General features: G+C 40.4%; 12 protein-coding genes. 5 read left to right on the forward strand and 7 right to left on the reverse strand.

All coding sequences use genetic code 11. From position 1 onward, the window contains the following. The first annotated feature begins 24 nt into the window (after positions 1–24). A complete protein-coding gene (locus HMPREF9140_RS05815; RefSeq protein ID WP_006952517.1) occupies positions 25–774 on the forward strand; it encodes a nucleoside-specific channel-forming Tsx family protein in 750 nt (249 codons plus the stop codon). A gap of 76 nt (positions 775–850) precedes the next feature. On the opposite strand, the gene HMPREF9140_RS05820 is transcribed toward HMPREF9140_RS05815, so the two are convergent. Beyond that, complete coding sequence (locus tag HMPREF9140_RS05820) at positions 851–1,264, reverse strand: hypothetical protein (RefSeq protein ID WP_006952518.1); 414 nt, start codon at positions 1,262–1,264, stop codon at positions 851–853. A 174-nt stretch (positions 1,265–1,438) separates the two neighbouring features. Between HMPREF9140_RS05820 and HMPREF9140_RS05825 the strand changes: the two genes are divergently transcribed. From HMPREF9140_RS05825 to HMPREF9140_RS05835, 3 genes are read left to right on the forward strand one after another with little or no spacing between them, the layout of a single operon-like run. Continuing rightward, positions 1,439–2,203 (forward strand): SDR family oxidoreductase, encoded by a 765-nt coding sequence (locus tag HMPREF9140_RS05825; RefSeq protein WP_006952519.1) that lies wholly within the window; start codon positions 1,439–1,441, stop codon positions 2,201–2,203. Between the two features lie 34 nt (positions 2,204–2,237). Then, on the forward strand, positions 2,238–3,530 hold the full coding sequence (locus tag HMPREF9140_RS05830) for a M64 family metallopeptidase (RefSeq protein ID WP_006952521.1): 1,293 nt from the start codon (positions 2,238–2,240) through the stop codon (positions 3,528–3,530). Positions 3,531–3,561: 31 nt separating this feature from the next. Then, complete coding sequence (locus HMPREF9140_RS05835) at positions 3,562–4,026, forward strand: MaoC family dehydratase (RefSeq protein ID WP_006952523.1); 465 nt, start codon at positions 3,562–3,564, stop codon at positions 4,024–4,026. Between the two features lie 164 nt (positions 4,027–4,190). On the opposite strand, the gene HMPREF9140_RS05840 is transcribed toward HMPREF9140_RS05835, so the two are convergent. Beyond that, a complete protein-coding gene (locus tag HMPREF9140_RS05840) occupies positions 4,191–5,135 on the reverse strand; it encodes a CapA family protein (protein WP_006952525.1) in 945 nt (314 codons plus the stop codon). Further along, on the reverse strand, positions 5,135–6,103 hold the full coding sequence (locus HMPREF9140_RS05845) for a DUF6261 family protein (protein WP_018572271.1): 969 nt from the start codon (positions 6,101–6,103) through the stop codon (positions 5,135–5,137). Before HMPREF9140_RS05845 ends, HMPREF9140_RS05840 begins: the two co-directional genes overlap by 1 nt. A gap of 1,209 nt (positions 6,104–7,312) precedes the next feature. Here HMPREF9140_RS05845 and HMPREF9140_RS10660 point away from each other — a divergent pair. Next, on the forward strand, positions 7,313–7,564 hold the full coding sequence (locus tag HMPREF9140_RS10660; protein ID WP_006952536.1) for a hypothetical protein: 252 nt from the start codon (positions 7,313–7,315) through the stop codon (positions 7,562–7,564). Positions 7,565–8,537: 973 nt separating this feature from the next. Here HMPREF9140_RS10660 and HMPREF9140_RS05860 read toward each other — a convergent pair. The 4 genes from HMPREF9140_RS05860 to HMPREF9140_RS05875 all read right to left on the reverse strand — a co-directional run bounded on the left by HMPREF9140_RS05860 (position 8,538) and on the right by HMPREF9140_RS05875 (position 16,559). Continuing rightward, on the reverse strand, positions 8,538–10,130 hold the full coding sequence (locus HMPREF9140_RS05860; protein ID WP_006952541.1) for a hypothetical protein: 1,593 nt from the start codon (positions 10,128–10,130) through the stop codon (positions 8,538–8,540). 44 nt (positions 10,131–10,174) lie between these two features. Then, entirely contained in the window at positions 10,175–13,270 is a 3,096-nt protein-coding gene (locus HMPREF9140_RS05865) for a type I restriction endonuclease subunit R (RefSeq protein WP_006952542.1), read from the reverse strand. A 743-nt stretch (positions 13,271–14,013) separates the two neighbouring features. After that, positions 14,014–15,006, reverse strand: coding sequence for a site-specific tyrosine recombinase/integron integrase (gene xerA, locus HMPREF9140_RS05870; protein ID WP_006952544.1), 993 nt, complete (start codon positions 15,004–15,006; stop codon positions 14,014–14,016). 47 nt (positions 15,007–15,053) lie between these two features. Beyond that, on the reverse strand, positions 15,054–16,559 hold the full coding sequence (locus tag HMPREF9140_RS05875) for a type I restriction-modification system subunit M (protein ID WP_006952546.1): 1,506 nt from the start codon (positions 16,557–16,559) through the stop codon (positions 15,054–15,056). Positions 16,560–17,050: the final 491 nt, after the last annotated feature.

Raw genomic sequence — 17,050 nt, forward strand, 5'->3', positions numbered from 1 at the left:
GATTTAAACAATAAGGATTCTATCATGAAAAAATTATTCATTCTAGCCGTTCTCGCAACGGTATCTTTCACAAATCTGCATTCTCAAAATGTTCAACTGCACTACGACCTCGGGCATTCGCTCTACAAGGATATGGGGTCGCGCACATCGGTCACCACAACCGTCGAGATGTTTAAACCCGATACCTGGGGGTCTACTTATCTTTTCACCGACATAGATTATAAAGGCGACGGTGCAATGGGAGCCTACTGGGAAATTGCACGCGAATTCAACGTTAGCCAAAACAAACAATGGGCGGCCCACGTGGAATATAACGGCGGACTCGTCTCGGGCGAAGCAGGCAATGCCTACTATGGCAACCGCTATCAGCACTCCGTTCTTGCAGGCGGAGCGTGGAACTGGGCATCGAAAGATTTCTCGAAAACTTTCAGCGTGCAATTGCTCTACAAATATTATTTCAAGAACTCGCACACGGGTCTCAAGCCATTCAGCGGCTTCCAAGTCACAGAAGTTTGGGGAACCACGTTCGGCGGCGGACGAATCACATTCAGCGGCTTTTGCGATTTGTGGTACGACCCGAACGTTAACGGAAAGCTTATCGTTGTTTCAGAACCGCAGCTATGGTATAATCTGAACACCATCCGCGGCTGGGAAAAAGTTAAACTTTCACTTGGTTCGGAAGTCGAAATCAGCAACAACTTCGTTTGGAACGATAAAGGACAAAACAATCGCTTCTATGCCATTCCGACAGTAGCGGCCAAGTGGACTTTCTAAATTAAAACTGGATAACAAAAACAGGGCGACTCTCATTATAGAGTCGCCCTGTTTGGGTTTATGAACCAGATGAATTTTATTTCTTTGTGTAAGTGTCTTTAACTAGATTCCCATTCATATCCTTATACGTCAAATAAAGGAAATTGCTTTTGTTGAGCGTGTAGGAATATGTTATTGAATTTTTCTTATTCTCAGGCTCGCTCCATTTGTCGGTCACGGGATTCTTTTTTCTCTCCGATGTCCATTTGAGTACAATGATGGCGTCTTCTTTCAGAACGTAGTCACCACGAGTTTCGGTGATAGCCTTACTGTCTTTGTCAACAACAGACCTAACGACAGTTAAGTCGTGATAGAATCTTATTTCTTCATAGTCGCCGTCTGTCATCTTTTCCCATGTTCCCAGGAGTGGGTTGTTTTCAATCTTTTCAGACGAGCATGAGGTGAACAACAGGGGCAGGGTGATTGCAATAAATAATAAAACTTTCTTCATTGATTTTTTGATTTAAAATTTCGCTTGCAAAGGTATTGAAAAGATACAGCAGACCTTTGCCAACCTATCTAAAAAACGTTTATACAGCGGGATTGTGCATCAGACGATGTGTTTGCAACGAAACTAAAAACCCATACCTTTGCCTCAAAATCATAAAAGACACTACAAAAATTTATGGAAAAGAAAATCGTTCTCGTAACCGGTGCAACAAGCGGTATCGGCGAGGGCTGCGCAAAGAGGTTCGCTTTGGGCGGCTACAAAGTGATTATCACGGGCCGCAATCACAACAAACTCGAACTGCTCGGACAGTTGCTTCGTGAAGAATATGGCGCCGAAGTATGCGCACTAAACTTCGACGTGCGCGACAGAGAAGGTGCGCGACGAGCCATTGAATCACTCGACGAAAACTGGTCACGGATAGATGTTCTGGTTAACAACGCCGGTCTGGCACTCGGTCTGGAGCCCGAATACGAAGGCAGCTGGGAAGATTGGGAAACTATGATTGACACAAACATAAAAGGCCTGCTCGCAATGACCCGCCTGATTGTACCTTCAATGATTGAGCGCAACAGCGGACACGTTGTCAACATCGGTTCTGTTGCCGGCGATGCAGCCTATCCCTCCGGCAATGTTTATTGTGCAACCAAAGCAGCCGTGAAAACCATTACCGACGGATTACGTCTCGACGTAGCACACACAGCCGTAAGAGTCACCAACATTAAACCCGGATTAGTTCAAACCAACTTCTCGAACACCCGATTCCACGGCGACGATGCACGAGCCGACAACGTATATAAAGGAATAAAACCACTAACCGGCGACGATATAGCCGACGTGGTGTTCTATGCAGCAAGCGCACCCGCTCATGTTCAGATTGCCGAGGTGCTCGTGCTCGCAACCCATCAAGGTAGCGGGTCGATGATTCATCGCGAACCATAGACTAACATACAACTCCGAAATAAAACAAGATATAATGAAGAAACTAGTAACTCTGCTCGCGCTGCTCGTCCTCGTAATCGCAACGCAAGCACAAGATTTCAACCAGTATTTCAAGAACGAAACCCTCCGACTCGACTACATCTTCTCGGGCAACCGCGACCGGCAACAAATAGCTGTCGACGAGCTCTGTCGCATTCCAGGATGGTTCGGCAAGCGCAACCGCCTCGACCAACTGCCTGTTGAGGGAAACGGACAAATAACAGTACGCCATCATCGCTCTGGAAAGGTGATTTATCGCAACTCTTTCTCGACGTTGTTTCAAGAATGGCTATCGTACGACATCTCCAAGAACAATACCAAGGCGTTCGAAAACGTGTTTCTAGTGCCCTACCCCAAAGATACTGTCGACATAACCGTAGACCTGCGCGACAACCGCCGGCAAATCATCGCATCGCTCACCCACACCGTGGCACCCGGCGACATCCTCATCCGCACAATCGGTGCAGAATCGCACACACCATATGAAACTATTCAGCCTGCAGCCGACCCCGAGCATTGCATTCACATTGCATACGTGGCCGAGGGATATACCGAAAGTCAAATGGACAGCTTCATTGAAGACTGCAAAACAGCTAATGAAGCGCTATTCGCACACGAACCGTTCAAAACCCTGCGCAGCAAGTTCAACATCATCGCTGTGAAATCGCCGTCGCACGACAGCGGAACATCCGAACCCAGCAAAGGAATATGGAAAAACACCGCTCTCCACTCAAACTTCGACACCTTCTACAGCGACCGATACCTCACCACCCTTCACCTCAAAGACCTACACAATTGGCTAGCCGGAACCCCCTACGAACACATCATAGTGCTCGTGAACACCGACAAATATGGCGGCGGCGGAATCCTCAACTCTTATAATCTTTCCATGACGAAGCACTCGCTCTTCAAGCCCGTCGTTGTACACGAATTCGGACACTCGTTCGCCGGACTGGGCGACGAATATGCCTACGGTTACGAACAGATTCCCATGTATCCTCACGACATCGAACCATGGGAACCCAACCTAACGACGCTCGTAAACTTCGACTCGAAATGGAAAGACATGGTCAAGAAAGGCACCAAGATTCCAACCACATTCAACGAAACCGAAAAGAAAATGGAGAAATGGAACATCGGAGCCTACGAGCCAGCCGGATACTCCATGCACGGAGTCTACCGCCCGTTCCCCGACTGTCGCATGCGGACAAACCAAAACCCGGAATTTTGCCCCGTATGCCGAAGAGCCATAACACGCCTCATCGACTTCTACACCGAAAAGAATTAACTTTGCCGACATAAAATCAGACCGAAAAATAATGAAGAAATGTATCGTAAACAGCTACGATGAACTCGCAGCTCATCTCGGAAAACAACTCGGCGAAAGCGATTGGCTAACCGTTGACCAGCAGCGAATCAACAAGTTTGCCGACGCAACGCTCGACCATCAGTGGATTCACACCGACATAGAAAAAGCCAAAGCCGAAAGCCCATACAAAAGCACCATCGCCCACGGCTACCTAACACTCTCGCTCCTACCCTATCTATGGAACGAAAGCGTTGAAGTGCACAACATACACATGATGGTGAACTACGGCATGGAAAAAATGCGATTCGGTCGCCCGGTGATAACCGGCTCTCGAATCCGCCTCGTGTCCGAACTCGAAAGCATCGACAACCTCCGAGGCGTATGCAAAGCAGGTATAAAGTTCAGAATTGAAATAGAGGGAGAAAAAAAGCCAGCGCTAGAGGGCATCGCAACCTTCCTATACTATTTTGATTGATTGAGAGACGTTCATAAAATTAATTGTCCCTGGATACCAGTTTATGTATATACAAAACTTTCTACTGGGTTAAAGAGATTACTTACTTGTAATCATTAACAGAGGGTAAGCTTATGTGTGAATAAGTTTACCCTTTTTCATTCCCCCCGCTCGCTAACCCAAAACTATTTCTCAACTACCGACGGCCTGCAATGCTCAATCTCCACCGGAATAGTTTCAACATCCGAACCCGAAGAATAAATCCTCAACTTAACCATACAAGCCCGCGTATTGATTGGTTTACGCTGGTCGAAAATAAAGTTTCCGATACTGTAGTAAATCCTCCGCCCACGATAGTTTTCCACCGTTTGCAAAGTGTGCGTATGATGGCACACCAGACAATCGGCCCCAGCATCGACGAGCCTCCGCGCCTTTTCGATTTGCGACGGCTGCGGAACGAGTCGATGCTCCACCCCCCAATGAAGACTCACAATGATATAACTCTCCGGCTCCTCCCGTCGCAACCTCTCGATACGCGACACAAGCGTATCCATCGACTCCTGACTCACGCAAGGTCTGTCGGTTAGATAAGCCATATTTTCGAGCGGAAGCCTCAACGACGCAAACAAATAAACCTTCCTCGGACTGGTTGTCAGAACAACCGGAACCGACGCCTCCGCCATATTCCTTCCCGCTCCGATGGGCGTCATTCCGGCCAATTCAATGTTCTTCCGAGTATCCATCAACCCCTCGCGCCCCTGGTCGATGCTATGATTATTAGCCATATTCAGATGCGTGAACCCATGCCTCCTGAGCGCCTCCAGCCATTCCGGCTCACCACGGAACACAAAACGCTTAAACACCGGCTCTTTGATTTTCGTAGCCGGACATTCCAAATTGCCCACCACAACATCGGCCAACCCAAACACGCTGTCAACACTCTCGCTGAAGAGCGCCTCCACGCCCGAAGTTGCGATACGCTGTCTCACCCCACGGTCGAGCAATATATCGCCCGTGAACACTATTGTTGCCGTGTCGCCCGCAAAGACTTTCACAAACAACATTAAAAACAAAACCATCGCAAAGGCCCGCAATGCAACAGCCCTAAAAACATTCGCAAGCATAAACATTATCCGGCTTCCAACGAAGGTTCATCTTCATCTACCGATTCGGCCACCTTTTCCACAGAATCCGCTTCCGATAAAGTCTCGGCCGATGAATCCGCTTCCGACGAATCAAAATCCTCGGCCGATGAATCCAGCGATACCAAAGAATCCGATTCATCATCAGCCGCCGCCTCATCGTCGACAACCGAATCATCCACCCGACTCCTATCCCTCCGCCTCTGAGCCATACTCTCATGATAACTCCGTCTGAAATCAGCAATAACCCTATTAAGAATAACCACCAACCTGATAATTTCCAACTTGTCGGCATCGCTCTTAGCCAGCACATAAGAAGCCGAAATACGATTCACAACGAGCGAAAAAATCCGATCCAGCTCCGGCCGAAGTTTATAAGCCGGCGTATGACCCACCTTCGTATTAGCCCGAAGAATAAACGTAGCACTCAACTCATTGTTCATCCTACCAAGCTCCGCCACCGACGCCGTCAGTCCAAGCCGCTTCACATCATCCGCCTTCTCATCCAACAACCCAAGCAAACTCTCAATCCTCGCACTCTTGCCCTCGCGCAACATCTTCTGCAATCCGCGATACGACCGGATAATATTATAAAGCCTCAACGCCGAACCCGACATATCCTTGTCGAACGAAAAACGCTGCGCACGAATCACTCCGAAGATATACGTAATCATCTCCGTCAGCCTCGCATTCAGTTCACCCATCTGCCTCGTGAGCTCCGCAATCCTCGCCCTGGGGCCCAACGTGAACGACTGCTCAATAAGACCTTCCCACTCGTCCATCAACTCCTTGTCGATGTGCAATTTCTTCAAATCCACCTTCGCCACAGCACCATGAAGCTGCCTGTGGAGCGCAAAATGATGGTTGTTTCTAAAATTTGAGAAATAACAACCCCTAATACTGATGCGCAACGGTAACTCGGTTATATTTTCCATCTTGATATTATTTTGAATCATTATTTACGTCGAAAATCCCTCCATGCAAGCCACTTTCCCACTCGTCGAACCTTACAACAGGGCTCAGAAAGCCATTTTGAACACTTTCGAAACCTGCAACATGAGTCATAAAACCCTCTCGATAGCTTTTTAATCTTACAACAGGACTTAAAGAAGCCTCTCGCCCCCTTTTGAATCTTACGATAGGACTTAAAGAATCCTCCCGATAGCTTTTTAATCTTACAATAGGACTTAGAGAAGCCTCTTGCCCCCTGTTGAATCTTACAACAGGACTTAAAGAATCCTCTCGATAGCTTTTTAATCTTACGATAGGACTTAGAGAAGCCTCTTGCCCCCTGTTGAATCTTACGATAGGACTCAAACCTCTATTTTGATCTCGTTTTATATCCATTTCAGAGTGCAATTTACAAATTATTTATTTCAATAATCAAGGAAAAAAATTAATCTATAATTATAGCTAATTCAATGTATAATTAAACTAATCAAATTATCAAACTATTTAACACAATAATACATTGAATATTTTATATTTAAAACACATTGCTCACAATAAATAATATAATATATTATTCCATATAAATTGATATTTACATAAACTATGGAAATAATTCAGCATACTAACTATCATTTTCCATAGCCTATGAAAATAACTTTCTATACTAACGTAAACTTTCCATAATCTATGGAAAAAACTTTCTATATAAACACAATCTATCCATATGCTATGGAAAATACATTCTATACAAACTAAAATATTCCATAGACTATGTAAAATACAATTCATACAAACACTAACTTTCCATAATCTATGGAATATACATTTTATAGCTATGATAATTCTCAATATTCTATTAAAATAATTAATCAATAGATTGATATATAAAATAACTCTACAACCAGGACAAAAAAAGAGTTCTGAATCCCATCGTAAGATTAAAAAGCGACCAAAAGGATTCTTTAAGTCCTGTTGTAAAATTAAAAAGCTATCAAGAGGATTATTTAAGTCCTGTTGTAAGATTAAAAAGGGAGCGAGAGACTTCTCTAAGGCCCATCGTAAGATTCAACAGGGGATAAGAAGACTCGCTAAGGCCTAGCGTAATATTAAAAAGCTATCAAGACGATTATTTAAGTCCTGTTGTAAGATAAAAAGGGAGCGAGAGACTTCTCTAAAGGCCTGTTGTAAGATTAAAAAGCTATCAAAAGGATTTTATGACTCATATTGTAAGGCTCGATGGTAATCAAAATGACCTTCTATCTCCCTACGTAAAATTCACTAGCTATCAAAACACCCTCAACCAACGGATACCAATCCGGTCTACCGACCGCATAACACATTCCACCCCAATCACCCCGAACTATAAAACCCGAATCTACAAACCCGACAGAACTTTCAACGCCACACCTTATTCTTTAATAAAGGCAGAAGCTTTTTATAATACAATTAATCATAGACACAATTAATCATAGACACAACGCATTTAGTTCTACCAGGAATGAAGCTTTCATCAACCGATTCAAACATTCCATATAGCTCCCCCTTATTCTCCTCCACTGAAGAAGTAATATAACTGTTCCGTAATTCATTCCCCATAACTAAACCTTTTGTGTCATTAATAATAAAAGGATGCGCCCCATTGAGTACATCCTCTTCATAACTAAAAACTTTCTTCCTCAAACTTATCCTATACTGATAATCAATGAATTGCATTCTTATGGTACAAAAATGTTTCCTCTATTTGAGTAGTATTGATTAGAAATCTTCTTGAATGTTATCGCCTATCTATCGTTACTATGTGAAGTGATTTCCCGCTGAGTATAAGTCTATTAGATATAAGTAAGTTTCTAATCAATTTCCTTCACTGCAGGCAATATTTTATAGTAGTACAGTGTATGATACTTTAGGAAGATAACTCAATATTCTGTATATTTTCTTTTGTCCTATTTATTGTTGTTCTGAGTTCTAAAATTTCCTCAGATAATTTTTGATATTTATTGTCGTGCTCTTTTAAATATTTATAGCGTTCTTCTTTATAGCTTTGCCTATAATGTTTAAAATCAAAGAGGATAGATTTGCAATGTGTTAGAAAAATCCCTAATATAGTGAGTACGACACCCAAACTTGAAATGAGCATGAGATTCTTAGTAAATAGAGTAAAGAGACAGGCAAAAAAAAGAACGAGTAAGAAGAAAGTAACTGCAATATTAAAATAGAATAACTTGTAGCTTATTAAACCTAAAAGTCTTTGATCTTCGTCTTGTTGCGTTTCTTCTTTTTGTTTTAAGGAGTTTTTATGTTCCTCTAACGTCTTATATAATGATAGAAGTTTCTTGTGTTTTTGATTTTCTTTATTTATAGTTTTAATTTCATTCTCATATTTTTCTTTTTGTTGTGTCTCGTGCTTATATAGATTTTCCTTTTCTATTTGGGTTTGCTCTAGCCTCTCTTGAAGTACGGAAATATTTTTTTGTTCTGCTCCTTTTCTGCCAAAGCCTCTTTCTCTGCTTGTTTAATCTTAGCATAAGCTTTTTCATAGTTTTGAGCTTTGATTTCTATTTCGGCCTCATCCATACACTTAAGAACTCCTTTTGACCTCTTGTACAAGGCTAGCATGATTTCTTTATATAATTCGGGTTCAAAGGCTTCAGATATTTCATTGTAAGTTTTGGAAACAATAGCAAGTTTTTGCCTTATGTTTTGATTATTAAGGACTAAGCATCGCGATAGAACCTCTGTTAATGCACTTGTCTTTAAAGTTGATCCCTTTGTGTTATTCATCCATTGTTCTATGATAATCTTGCCTGGGTGCATCAAATTTGAATCTCTATTATTAGAACGGCTCCGACAAAACGCAATTAACTCCTTATTAAGAGTTACAAAACTAATGTTTTTTTCCTTCTTTGTTTTCTTTCTACCACGGATATAGTCATCCATATATATGTCGTGAATATCCCGAAATTTATCCTCATTATTTTGGTTAAAAGGATCTCTTACTTTCTGGAGTTCTATAACATCTTTCTTGTTTTGATATTCTGATATAGCTTGTTTTAACTCATACTCAGTCATCATGGGGAGTTTTGATACACCACACCTGTCTAGAAGCTGTTCAGTTTGGGTTCGTATCTTAAGTAATTTTGTTTTTGTCAGATTATAACGTTCATAAGCAGAAGCTATTTCTGTGTTTGGTTTTGGGCATCCAGAGTTCTCTACAGACAAAATGATATTCGAAACCTCTCTAAGAGTCATAGGATGTACTCTTGCCACACCTCCTGATGATTTGATTATGGCAAGCAATTCTAAGGAATATTTCTCATGTTCTGATGTAGAGAGTTTTAATAGTGCCATGATTAGAGATGTATCTAAAAAATATTCATGTGGTTCAGCACTCTTTAATGGCCCCATTTCAGAAGGATTTCTTTTCAAAAAGCCTGCAATGATTGATCCCCAGAAAAGTTTATTAGCAATAGAAAATAATTCTTTATTGTTTTTAAAGAGATAGTCTAAGAAAAATGCCATTGTGGTATATTTCTCATCAACTTTGTTGCAATCATTTCCTTCAAAATATCCTAAGATGTCATCTGTGTTATCAGATATAAAATCTATAAATTTCTTATCATCTTCAAGATTTTCATTTTTTAGATATAGTAAATATTCATTTTCTAGTTTTTCTCTCTTATTTGTAAATTCACCATACAGCTTATCAACTTGAATATTCACTGAGCAATCCCATGCCTGTTTTATCTGGAATTGTTTTCCATTTTCATACAGAACAAAATTAAACTTATCTGATTCTTTTTGTTGTAATGATTTTACAGAGCTTTGTAAAACCAGTGATGGAATTTCAATGCCAAAGTGCTCCTTAATATAGTCTTGGATGTTTAAAAGTGTATAATAGTCTTTTTTTAGCTTTTCATCGTAAAAGAGACTTACGATAGTGTATTTGATAATAGGAAAGTAAACATCACTATATAGCCCTGCATTAGCATTATCATATAATGCTGAAATTAATGCGAAATTACTTTTTTGCATAATTGGATGATAATTATATTTATTTTTATTTTAAAAGATTAATTCTATGGTTCTGCTGCCATCTGTATTTCATCCTCATGAATTTCATACATCTTGACTGATTTTATTGAATAATTCTCTTGCTCATTATCCGTCCACTGCTCGCATTGTTTGATGACAGTTTCCAATGCATTGGCAGCTTCCTCTGGTGGGTAATGATATTTCTTAAGTAGATGTTTAATCATTCTGCGCATACCTGCACGGGCTGACTCTTTCTTTTGCCAATCAATAGTGCGGTTCTTTCGTAGAGAGTCAGTAAGTTCTTTTGTCATAGCTACCAATTCTTCATTACTATAGAAGTCGTGGATTGCTTGCGGTTTGGTCAAGGCATCATAGAAAGACTTTTCTTCAGGAGTAAGTCCGAGTTCATTAGCTGCTGAATCGGCCGAAGCAATCTCTTTTGCCAACTGCAAAAGTTCTTGGATAACTTCTTCATTGGTGAGTAATCCTTTCAAATAGTTGGATAAAGAACGATTGAGCAGGTCGGAGAACTTTTCTGATTGCACGATATTGGTCTTTTGATAGAGTGCCACTTTCTCTGCCAATAGTTTTTTAAGCAGTTCTACAGCTATATTCTTTTCTTTCATCTTAGAAATTTCATCTAAGAAGGCTGTGTCAAAGAGGGAGAACTCGGCTTTAACATCAGAGAAAAGATTGATTACACCTTCACTTTTTACACTTTGTTTCAGCAATTCACTGATACGAGCATTAATTTCTTTCTTCGTAACTTTTTCTTTTCCGGTCATTCGGGAAAGCAAAGTGCGCACAGTTTCAAAGAATGCAGCTAAGAAGCGTTGCTCTTCATTCAACAGGCTTCGGCAAAGAGTGATGGAATTGTGCAGCAATGCTGCTTCTTTCATATATAATGGCAGTTGTTCTTGTTTATCGGTTGCCAACATAAAGTTTACACCACCTTTGATTAATTTAGCACGGTCAGCATCTGTCCCTGTGTGGAACTTACTATAATTATAACCATGAAATAAATCTTGGCACACTTCCAACTTCTCTTTGAACTTTGTAAAAGCCATGCCTTTGATATCTGGATTTCCAAAGTTCTGTCTGTCGCGTCCTGTATAATCACGCATAGCTTCTTTCAAGGCCTTGGCAATACCGATATAGTCAACAACCAATCCACCCACTTTGCCATTGAATACACGGTTCACTCGTGCAATGGCTTGCATTAGGTTATGTCCGCTCATCGGTTTGTAAACATACATAGTTGCCAATGAGGGAACGTCGAAGCCTGTGAGCCACATGTCGACCACAATAGCAATCTTCATCGGGTCGTTGTCATCCTTAAATCGTCTGGCAAGTTCTTTCTTATACTGCTTGCTTCCGATAATGTCGTGCCATTCTTCTGGGTCTTGGTTGCTACCCGTCATAACGACTTTCACTTTATCTGTCCATTTTGGGTGAAGCTCCAGTAGTCGATGATAAATGCTCATGGCTATGGGACGCGAATATGCCACTATCATTGCCTTACCTGTCAATTCATATTGACGATTTTCCTCATAGTGTTTGAGAATGTCTTGGCAAAGAGAATCGATGGTAGCCGGTGCACCAAGTATCTCTTCCAAGTGTGACATCTCTTTCTTGCTTTTCTCTATCTGTTCTGTCGTTGCACCTTCTTCAGCCAACAGCTCGTATTCGTCATCAAGGGCTTGCAAGGTTACATCGTCAAGATTTAGATTGATAACTCTAGATTCATAATATACAGGACAAGTAGCACCGTCATTAACCGCCTGCGTCATGTCATAAATATCAATGTAATCGCCAAAAACCTCTACGGTATCTCGGTCTTTGGTAGAAATAGGTGTACCAGTAAAGCCAATATATGAAGCATTGGGTAGTGAATTGTGAATGATTCTTGCCGTGCCGATAGAGACCTTACCAGTAGTGGCGTCGACTTTTTCCTCAAAACCATATTGTCCTCTATGCGCCTCATCAGTCATCACGATAATATTTCTTCGCTCTGACAAAGGTTCGTCAGACTCCTCAAACTTCTGCATGGTTGTGAAGATAATGCCATTAGCTTCTCGTCCACTCAATAGCTCTTTTAGATTCTCACGACTATTGGCTTGCACTGGGGTTTGGCGTAAGAATTCCTTGCATTTAGAGAATTGGGTATAAAGTTGGTCGTCTAAATCGTTGCGGTCGGTAATCACAACAATAGTGGGCTGCGATAACTCTTGTTGCAGCAAGTGGGCATAGAAAACCATTGACAATGACTTACCACTGCCTTGCGTATGCCAGAATACACCAATCTTACCATTGCTAACTGTAGCATGTTTGGTACGTTCGATGGCTTTCTTCACAGCAAAATACTGATGATACCCTGCTAATATCTTGGCACTCCCTTTTTCTTCTTTGGAGAAACAGATAAAATTCTTGATTATGTCTAAGAGTCGATCCCTTTGAAATATTCCTTCAAAGAATGTATCATAATCGACAAATTCTGTACTTTCATAATTGCCATCTTTTGTTTTCCATTCCATATAGCGATCTTCCTTGCTAGTAATTGTCCCAGCTTTGGAAAGAGCCATGTCGCTCATTACACAGAACATGTTGAAAGAGAACAACGATGGTACATCTTTCATATAATTGCGGAGTTGAAGATATGCCTCTGAAGCGTCCGTCTCTTCACGGGAAGGTGATTTTAATTCTACAACCACCAATGGTAAACCATTCACAAACACAATAATATCGGCACGTTTCTCTGCATTTTCAATAAATGTCCATTGATTGATAACCTGAAAAGTGTTTTTGTCCGTATGCTCAAAGTCTATCAAATAAACCATTTCATTGCGCATTTCCTTGCCATTGAAATAAGAAACTTCTATGCCATGCTGCAAATAGTCTGTAAAAGTTTCATTACGCTGCGCCAAACTACCCATATCAATATTGCGTAGTTTGATAATCGCTTCGTGAATGGCTGCATGTGGCTTCTTTGGATTAACAGTTTGCAGACTTTCTTCTAATTGTGCCTCATAATATGGCACATAGTAGTCTCTTTCAATATTTGGACCGTACAAATATTGATAGCCCATTCCCTCAAAGAGGGATATCAGTGCTTTTTCGTAATTATCTTCTGTGAAAGGCATTGTATTTTATTTTATTGTTCATTCATTTCTAAAAGAAATTCTAAATAATCTATATAGTTAGCTTTATAAGCTTGATAATCTAAGTTGTAAAGAGCTTCTGATGCTGATAAGTGTACGCCTCCGACTTCTAATGGATTTTCTTCATCAAACCAATCATTAAAGCACTCACAATCTTGATAAATTAATCTTTGGTTAGCGTGGTGGGCATAACTGAAATAAAAATGTAAAATGAACCCACAGAGTACATCTGTTGTTTTGTATATCAGTAGGGATAGTGATTTTGTCTATCTGAGGATGTAAAACATCCAAACCATGTGAAGCAAATCCTGCATTATTTCGTATCTCTGCAATTGATTGGGCGACAGTAGAAATTCTACAGCATAGTTCAGATAGACCAACTATTTCCTTTCCAGTCTGTTCTATAAGATGTTCTAAGGTCTGTTTTACTAAACCATTAAATGAAATATCATCTTTGTACGTTGTATTTTGATTAATGAGAATTGTTTTGCAAAGTGCTTCAGTCAGACTTTTGCTTACTTCAACGCACAAAGAAGGATTAATCTCAACATTGTTTTCTATTGTTGAAATATGTGTTTCAAAAGTCCTAAGACTTGGTTCTTTTGCAATATATTCTCTTGTCTACTGCATAATTAATCTTAATTTAAATTATCATTTATTTGCCTATTTTTATAAAATGGCGTTTGATAGGCCCTATATGTATAATATGCTATTTGCATTTTGATTTAACTGATGAATTTACGGTGAGAGAGTTTCACATTTGTTTGATTGACCATCGCATAGTGCATGGTTGTATCAATTTTAACATGCCCAAGGAGTTTTTGTACTTGCTCCACGGGCATACCTTTATCTATAGCCATAGTCGCAAGTGTCCGACGGAACTTGTGTGGATGGACACGGACAATCTTTGAAAGCTTCCCAATCTTTCTTAATCTTGTCTCAACCCCTGATATTTGTAACCGATTGTGTGGCTTGGCAAGAGACACGAACAATGCTTTGTTTCTGTCTTTCCGCTCTGCGAGATATTGCTGCAAATGAATCTTTGCACGAGCATTGAAATACACGATACGTTCCTTGTTGCCTTTACCGAAAACGATACACTCACGCTCATTGAAGTTTATATCCTCACGATTGAGCTTTACAAGTTCTCCAACACGCATACCAGTAGAAGCCAAGATGTCTATCATGGCTAAATCTCGTACCCTTGTACAGTTATCGCGCAGTTGTTCCAAATTTTCGTCAGTAAGGACTTCCTTAATCTGTGTTCCTGTCTTAACCTTGTGTATTCTACGTACAGGACTTTTAATGATGTAATCCTCATCCTCTAACCATGAAAAGAAAGATGAAAAGATACGACGAATATTGTCTATTGTAACTTTACTAGACTTGTGTTTCTGTTGAAATACAGCCAAATAAGCACGAATATCTTCTGTGGTATAGTTCGTAACTTTTTTAGGCATTTTCTTGAAAAGCTGATTGATGGTCGAACCATAATATTTTATGGTAGGTGTGGTACAACCTTCAACTTGCTTAGCTGACAAGAATATCTCTAACAGACGTTCATTAGATGCATTGTTCTCTTGCATTAGCTCGTCGTCTGCCGTAATGGAGTAGCTACTGATTACTTGCAGTAATACTCCATTGAGTTGTGCCATTTGTTCTACACTTAATATACCTGCCATTGCATTGCTAATCTCTAAAATCAAATTTTCTTTCATATTCTTCTATATTAATGAATTGATAATATGGAAGAACATGCAGTCTTTTACTTGATAGTGAAACCTATGCTTGCCAACTGTTTTCGTATCTCATCCTCCAAATCATGAGATTGGGCAAATAAATCGGACAATTCGGTTGTGAGTTTGTCCATCTTCTCTTGAAAAGGAATACCATCGTCTTCCTGTTCTGCAATGCCGACATAACGTCCAGGGGTAAGAATATAGTCTTGTTTTGCCACATCGCCAAGAGCTACAACTACACAGAAGCCTTTTTCATTCTCAAGTGTACCATCATTATATTTATCAAAAGTGTCTGCAATCTTTTTAATATCTGCTTCTTGGAGCTCACGAAGTTTGCGGGTAACCATTGTTCCCATGTTTCTTGCATCTACAAACAGAATTTTATCTTTCTGTTTCTTCTCTCGATTGAGGAACCATAGAGAAACAGGAATACCTGTGGTATAAAACAGCTGTGAGGGTAGTGCAACGATACCTTCTATCAAATCGGACTTGATGATATTCTCACGAATCGTTCCTTCCCCTCCTGTCTGTGAAGATAAAGAACCATTTGCCAATACCATACCTATTTTCCCTTTGGGAGATAAATGATGAATCATGTGTTGCAACCATGCAAATTTGGCATTGCCCGATGGAGGAATGCCAAATTTCCAACGCACATCATCTTGCAACTTGTCTGCTCCCCAATCACTGAGATTGAATGGCGGATTAGCCATGATAAAATCAGCTTTTAATGTAGGATGTTGGTCATCAAAGAATGTATCTGCATTAAACTTACCCAGATCAGCCTCAATGCCTCGAATGGCAAGATTCATCTGTGCCATCTTCCATGTCGTAGGGTTACTGTCTTGCCCATATACAGAAATATCTTTGATATTACCTTGATGCCTCTCTATGAATTTGGCAGACTGTACGAACATTCCACCAGACCCGCAAGCAGGGTCATATACTCGTCCGTGATAAGGTTTCAGAACTTCAACAAGAGTTTGAACAATGCAAGCGGGTGTATAAAATTCTCCCGCTAATTTGCCTTCTGCTTCTGCAAATTTAGAAAGGCAATATTCGTATGTGCGTCCCAATATATCTTTAGAATCTCCATGTTCTTTCATTTGAATATTGGTAAATAAATCTACCACATCGCCCAAACGCCTTTTGTCCAGTTCTGGGCGAGCAAAGTTTTTGGGCAGAATACCTTTCAAACGGATGTTCTCTTTTTCAATGAGGCGCATAGCATTGTCAATAACTACACCAATTTCTGGCGTATGAGCAGCCTCTGCCACTACGTTCCACCGTGCTTCTTGTGGGACAAAGAAGATATTGTCCGCCATGTATTCATCGCGGTCTTCCTCGAATCCTTCACCATTATTGACTAATTCCTGATATTTGGTTTCAAACTTATCGGAGATGTATTTTAGAAAAATCAATCCCAATACTACCGATTTGTATTCGGAAGCATCAAGATTGCCACGAAGCAAATCTGCAGCTTTCCATATTTCCTTTTCAAATCCGATGTCTGCTGTATTTTGTTTTGCCATAATTACATTCTTCTTTTGTTCGAGATCTATTCTTGATTATATATACAAACACTTCTTATTTGTCGTCTTTAGTATTGATACATTCCTTGAATTATTCTGCAATGTCTTGACAACATCACTTTTTGTTCTTGTGGTCGAACGTTTCATAAATATTATATTTATATTATTGTATGCAAAGATAGTAAATATCATTGTGTTAGGAGGGGTGAATGAGAAGAAAAAGGAGATTTCTTTTCTGATTATTTGGCAGTTCGGAAAGATTGTGTTATCTTTGCCGCCGTGAAACGTAAGAGTGTTATCAATAGCAAGATGATACGAGGCACAATGAATAATAGACAAGGTGCAATGAGCAATAGACATGGTGCAATGCCGAGGCAGAAAGGCGAGAACTTTTCTGTTATTTTTGTGCCCGATTATTTGGTGGTTCCAAATAATTTGCTAACACACACACACACACACACACACACACACACACACACACACACACACTA

The sequence above is a fragment of the Prevotella micans F0438 genome (assembly GCF_000243035.1).
GTDB classification, from domain to species: domain Bacteria; phylum Bacteroidota; class Bacteroidia; order Bacteroidales; family Bacteroidaceae; genus Prevotella; species Prevotella micans.

Coding starts and splice junctions, on each gene's coding strand:
- HMPREF9140_RS05815 (WP_006952517.1), top strand. CDS start 25: ATGAAAAAATTATTCATTCTAGCCGTTCTCGCAACGGTATCTTTCACA.
- HMPREF9140_RS05820 (WP_006952518.1), bottom strand. CDS start 1,264: ATGAAGAAAGTTTTATTATTTATTGCAATCACCCTGCCCCTGTTGTTC.
- HMPREF9140_RS05825 (WP_006952519.1), top strand. CDS start 1,439: ATGGAAAAGAAAATCGTTCTCGTAACCGGTGCAACAAGCGGTATCGGC.
- HMPREF9140_RS05830 (WP_006952521.1), top strand. CDS start 2,238: ATGAAGAAACTAGTAACTCTGCTCGCGCTGCTCGTCCTCGTAATCGCA.
- HMPREF9140_RS05835 (WP_006952523.1), top strand. CDS start 3,562: ATGAAGAAATGTATCGTAAACAGCTACGATGAACTCGCAGCTCATCTC.
- HMPREF9140_RS05840 (WP_006952525.1), bottom strand. CDS start 5,135: ATGTTTATGCTTGCGAATGTTTTTAGGGCTGTTGCATTGCGGGCCTTT.
- HMPREF9140_RS05845 (WP_018572271.1), bottom strand. CDS start 6,103: ATGATTCAAAATAATATCAAGATGGAAAATATAACCGAGTTACCGTTG.
- HMPREF9140_RS10660 (WP_006952536.1), top strand. CDS start 7,313: ATGACTCATATTGTAAGGCTCGATGGTAATCAAAATGACCTTCTATCT.
- HMPREF9140_RS05860 (WP_006952541.1), bottom strand. CDS start 10,130: ATGCAAAAAAGTAATTTCGCATTAATTTCAGCATTATATGATAATGCT.
- HMPREF9140_RS05865 (WP_006952542.1), bottom strand. CDS start 13,270: ATGCCTTTCACAGAAGATAATTACGAAAAAGCACTGATATCCCTCTTT.
- xerA (WP_006952544.1), bottom strand. CDS start 15,006: ATGAAAGAAAATTTGATTTTAGAGATTAGCAATGCAATGGCAGGTATA.
- HMPREF9140_RS05875 (WP_006952546.1), bottom strand. CDS start 16,559: ATGGCAAAACAAAATACAGCAGACATCGGATTTGAAAAGGAAATATGG.